Here is a 5234-nt window from a genome sequence, read left to right on the forward strand (position 1 = left end):
GTGGTGCTCGTGGACACCCGGCGCCTGGCCGACTGCTTCCCCGCGGTCGACTACTTCGAGAACTCCGGACTGCCCTTCGTCGTCGCCCTGAACGGCTTCGACGGACACCAGCCCTACGCCCCCGAGGAGGTCCGCGAGGCCCTGCAGATCGGGCCGGACACCCCCATCATCACGACCGACGCCCGCCACCGCGGCGACGCCAAGAGCGCGCTGATCACCCTGGTCGAGCACGCGCTGATGGCCCGGCTGCGGTAGATCACTTCCAAGTCGGTGAGGGCGTACGGCAGTTGTCGTAGAACGGCCGGAGTCGACTGTGTCCTTTGACACGGTCGGCCCCGGTGTTCATAACGTTTCGGCAGAGGAATCGCCTGACGCCGCCACGCGTGGTTGCCAACCGGTGTCGCTGCGCGCACAAGGGCCCCGTCTTTTGACGGGGCTCGCTCTTTATGACCGTTTTATCTGGGGCTTACATCACGCGGAATCCTCGCTTTCCACTGTTTGGAAGAGCGCAGGTCGTCGTGCTGGAATGCCTGAACTGCCCATTGGTCGAAGACGTACTCAGTAGTACTGCGTACTTGGAGACGTACTGGGCTCTGAGACACTGCGGCACAACGTTGGTGCCCGCCGCCGAGAGGTTGTTGGTCGAGTGAGGCGAAGCAAGAACGGCCCCGAGCCGTCGGCCCGGGGCAACTTCACCCCGCCGCCGCGCGGAGCGGCGCCCGCCCCTGTGCCCGGATCGGAACCGACGGCTCCTCCCGCTCCGAGCGGCGGCCGTTTCTCCCCCCGCAACTGGCGGGTGCCGACCCGGCTGAACGCCATTCTGCTCATACCCGTGGCCGTCGGCCTGGTGATGGGCGGCTTCCAGGTGAAGGGCTCGATCGACACCTGGCAGGAGGCACAGGACGCGGAGAAGACCGCACGTCTGGTGCGGGCCTCCCTGACCTACGCCAACGCGGTCAACAACGAGCGCGACATCACCGCCGCTCCCCTCCTCAAGGGCAAGGCCGAGACGGCCGAGGACAAGAAGACGGTCGCGGCGGCCCGCAAGGCCACCGACCAGGCCGCCGACGCCTTCGACGAGGCGGCGCAGAGCATGCCGCAGACGGCCGGCCTGCAGCGCCGCCTCAAACTGTTCCGCCAGGCCGAACCGCAGCTGGCCAAGCTGCGCGCGACGGCCTACAAGGGCTCCGGCGTGACCACCGAAGAGGGGTACGTCGCCATCGCCCACCCCCTGATGGAGTTCGCCAACGAGCTCGGTCTGGGCACCGGCAACATCACCAGCTACGGCCGTACCGTCTACGCGATCTCGCTGACCCAGGCCGCCCTGTCGCTGGAGCGCTCGATCGGCATGCACCTGCTGATCAGCCCCGGCCCCAAGGACGAGGACCTCGCCAAGCAGCGTGTGGCCCTCTCCTCCTACGCCTACCTCGAAGGCATCGCCATCGAGGAGTACAAGGCCGGTGGCACCGAGGCCGACGCCCAGAAGCTGGTCGACCTTGAGGCGAAGGCCACGGCGCAGGGCAAGGCGCAGGCCAAGGAGGCCGCCGCGAAGGCCGCCGCCGCCAACCAGACCTATGTGCCGCCGCCGTCCGAGCCGACCGCCATGGTCAACGCCCTCGCGACGCTGAAGAGCACCGACACCAGCGACCGGGCCGTGCTCGCGCAGGGCGGCATCACCGCCCAGAACTGGTGGGCGGTCAACACCCTCCGCTACGACGTGTACCGCAAGATCCAGGCGGACATGGCCGACACGGCCGTGAACGAGGCCTCGAACATCGCGGACAACGCCAAGCGTGACGCCCTCATCACGGGCGCCGTGGTCGTCGTCGCCCTGCTGCTCGCGTTCATCCTGGCCGGCGCCGTCGCCCGCCAGATGTCCCGCTCGATGCGCCAGCTGCGCAACGCCGCCTTCGGCATCGCCGAGCAGCGCCTGCCGATGCTGGTCGACCAGCTCTCCCGCACCGACCCCGGACGGGTCGACACCCGGGTCGCGCCCATCCCGATCAACACCCGCGACGAGATCGGCGAGGTCGCCCGCGCCTTCGACCAGGTCCACCGCGAAGCGGTCCGCCTCGCCGCCGAGCAGGCCCTGCTGCGGGGCAACATCAACGCGATCTTCACCAACCTCTCGCGCCGCAACCAGTCGCTGATCGAGGGCCAGCTGACCCTGATCACCGACCTGGAGAACAACGAGGCCGACCCGGACCAGCTGGAGAACCTCTTCCGCCTGGACCACCTCGCGACCCGTATGCGCCGCAACGGCGAGAACCTCCTCGTCCTCGCCGGCGAGGAGCCCGGCCGCCGCTGGGACCAGCCGGTGCCGCTCATCGACGTCGTGCGCGCCGCCTCCTCCGAGGTGGAGCAGTACGAGCGCATCGAGCTCTCCGGCGTCCCGGAGGCCGAGATCCACGGCCGCGCGGTCACCGACCTCGTGCACCTGCTCGCGGAGCTGCTGGAGAACGCGACGACGTTCTCCTCCCCGCAGACCAAGGTCCGCGTCACCGCGACCCGGCTGCCCGACGGCCGCATCATGATCGAGATCCACGACAAGGGCATCGGCCTGACCGCCGAGGACTTCGCGGACATCAACCACAAGCTGGCCAACCCGCCGACCGTGGACGCCGCGATCTCCCAGCGCATGGGCCTGTTCGTGGTCGGCCGGCTGTCCGACCGGCACGGCATCCGCGTCCAGCTGCGCCCCTCGGGCGAGCAGGCCGGCACCACCTCGCTGGTCATGCTGCCCGACGCGATCACCCACGGCGGTGGCGGCGAGCAGCAGATGAACCGCGACGAGTTCACGGTCTCGCAGATCATCCCGGAGCAGAGCTACCAGGGTGAGGACTTCAACGAGCCGATGCGCACGGCCGCGGAGCTCGGCTTCGACGACAGCCGCTACGCCGAGATCCCGGACGACATCCGGGAGTTGGACCCGGTCGGCCGCTCGCTGATGCGCGAGGAGCGCCGTGCGGCCCTGGAGGGCCGGCAGAGCCAGGACCAGCCGGACCCCGAGTCGCCCGAGGTCTCCCCGTACGGCAACGCCTACGACGAGCGCCCGGCCTACGACAACGGCACCACCGGCTATCCGGAACAGCAGCCCCTCGGCTACGACGCGCAGCCCGCGTACGACGAGCCCCAGCAGACTCCGTACGAGGAGCAGCAGAGCCCGTCGTACGACGAGCCGGCCGCGCAACCGTCGTACGAGGAGCCGTACTACCCGCAGAACACCCCGCTGCCGCAGAACGACACGTTCTCACCGAACGGCGGCTACCCCGAGCCCGCGTATACGGAGCCGGTCCGCGAGGAGCCCGCTGCCGCCCATGCGCCCGCCCAGGAGACCTTCTCGGCCTTCGAGGAGCGGCGCTACCAGGACGACTGGCCGCAGCAGGACAACTTCCAGAACGGCTACACCGCTGATTACGCTCCGGAAACGGAACCCGCACAGGCTCCTGACGCAGGTGACGGCGACCGCGTAGGCTTCGACCGTCCGGGACCGGCACCCTCCACGGGCCCCGAGCTCACCGACGCGGGACTGCCTCGCCGCGGAGCGTTCGCGGGCGGTACGAACGGGTCGAACGGCACGCGGCTCGGCAACCAGGAGCCGCCGGCTCCGGCGCCGGCTGCGGCTTCCACGAGCAACGGTAACGGCGACTGGCGCTCGGCCAACGACGAGCGCTGGCAGCAGGCCTCCGCTCTGCGGAAGCCCAAGGCGGGCGGGGTCACCTCCTCCGGCCTGCCGCGGCGGGTGCCCAGGGCCAACCTGGTCGAGGGAACCGCCGAGTCGACCCCCCAGGGGGGCCCACAGGTCTCCCGTGCTCCGGAGGACGTGCGGGGCAGGCTGAGCAATCTGCGGCGGGGTGTCCAGCGCGGACGCAACGCCAGCGCAGGCAGTGAAACGAACGGCCAGGCCACTAGGAATCAGCACAGTGGTCCTGACAGCACCTACAACCAGGAGCGTTAGTGTGAGCCCGATGAGCCAGGCGGCACAGAACCTGAACTGGTTGATCACCAACTTCGTGGACAACACCCCGGGGGTGTCCCACACCGTGGTGGTCTCCGCCGACGGACTCCTTCTGGCTATGTCCGAAGGGTTCCCGCGTGACCGCGCCGACCAGCTGGCGGCCGTCGCGTCGGGTCTTACCTCGCTGACCGCCGGTGCCTCGCGCATCTTCGAGGGCGGCAGCGTGAATCAGACGGTTGTGGAGATGGAGCGGGGATTCCTCTTCATCATGTCCGTATCCGACGGTTCTTCGCTCGCGGTTCTCGCACATCCGGAGGCGGACATCGGCCTCATCGGGTACGAGATGGCACTTCTGGTGGACCGTGCCGGCTCGGTCCTGACGCCAGATCTGCGTGCGGAGCTCCAGGGCAGCCTGCTCAACTGACAGACAGACGGTGCGTTTTGGCGTCCCGTGGCCGTAAGGTTTCGGGACGCGGCTCCACAGGCATCTGGTGCCAGGCACAGTCGGAGGAGGAGAAAGTGGCAACACCCCCAGGCGGTTCGTCCTCGGGCAACTGGTCGTACGGCCCCGGCCAGGGTCATGGCGACGGTACCCAGAACCCGAACCGTTACAACTTCCCCTCCGCCCCCAGCCACCGGCGTCAGCAGCCGTACGCGCCGCAGGGCCCCGGCCCTTCGCCGTACGACCAGCCGCCGGCCCCGCGCATCCAGCCCGTGCAGCCGCAGCGACGCACCCCTGAGCCGGCGCCCGCAGGGGCGTCGAACAACCCCCTGGTGCGCCCGTACGCCATGACCGGCGGCCGGACGCGCCCCCGCTACCAGCTCGCCATCGAGGCGCTGGTGCACACCACCGCGCAGCCGCATCAGATGCAGGGCCAGCTGCCCGAGCATCAGCGGATCTGCAACCTCTGCCGGGAGATCAAGTCGGTAGCCGAGATCTCCGCGCTTCTGACGATTCCTCTCGGAGTGGCCAGGATCCTCGTCGCCGACTTGGCGGAGGCGGGACTGGTCGCGATTCATCAGCCCGGCGGCGACGAGAACGCCGGCGGCCAGCCAGACGTGACACTGCTCGAAAGGGTGCTCAGTGGACTTCGCAAGCTCTAGCGGAGGGCCGGTTTCTCCCAGTCGTTCCACCACCTCCGCGAAGATCGTGGTGGCGGGCGGCTTCGGCGTGGGCAAGACCACGTTCGTCGGCGCCGTCTCGGAGATCAACCCGCTGCGCACAGAGGCCGTCATGACATCCGCGAGCGCGGGCATCGACGACCTCACCCATACG

4 protein-coding genes and 1 pseudogene are annotated in these 5234 nt (G+C 69.2%); all 5 read left to right on the forward strand.

The window, feature by feature from the left end:
* On the forward strand, positions 1-255 hold a 255-nt coding region (locus MQN93_RS43495; protein WP_242713889.1), incomplete at its 5' end, for an ATP/GTP-binding protein.
* 391 nt (positions 256-646) lie between these two features.
* A complete protein-coding gene (locus tag MQN93_RS43500) occupies positions 647-3958 on the forward strand; it encodes a nitrate- and nitrite sensing domain-containing protein (protein ID WP_242713890.1) in 3312 nt (1103 codons plus the stop codon).
* 10 nt (positions 3959-3968) lie between these two features.
* Positions 3969-4382 carry a roadblock/LC7 domain-containing protein gene (locus tag MQN93_RS43505; RefSeq protein ID WP_037781109.1) on the forward strand — a complete coding sequence of 138 codons (414 nt, stop codon included), beginning with the start codon at positions 3969-3971 and terminating at the stop codon, positions 4380-4382.
* Between the two features lie 95 nt (positions 4383-4477).
* Positions 4478-5062: a DUF742 domain-containing protein gene (locus MQN93_RS43510; RefSeq protein ID WP_016432458.1), complete on the forward strand. Its 585-nt coding sequence runs from the start codon at positions 4478-4480 to the stop codon at positions 5060-5062.
* Positions 5043-5234, forward strand: a pseudogene (locus MQN93_RS43515) (ATP/GTP-binding protein); the annotation flags it as partial. The gene MQN93_RS43510 and the pseudogene MQN93_RS43515, both read left to right, overlap by 20 nt.

This window comes from Streptomyces spinosisporus, assembly GCF_022698145.1.
In the GTDB taxonomy this organism is placed as follows: Bacteria; Actinomycetota; Actinomycetes; order Streptomycetales; family Streptomycetaceae; genus Streptomyces; species Streptomyces spinosisporus.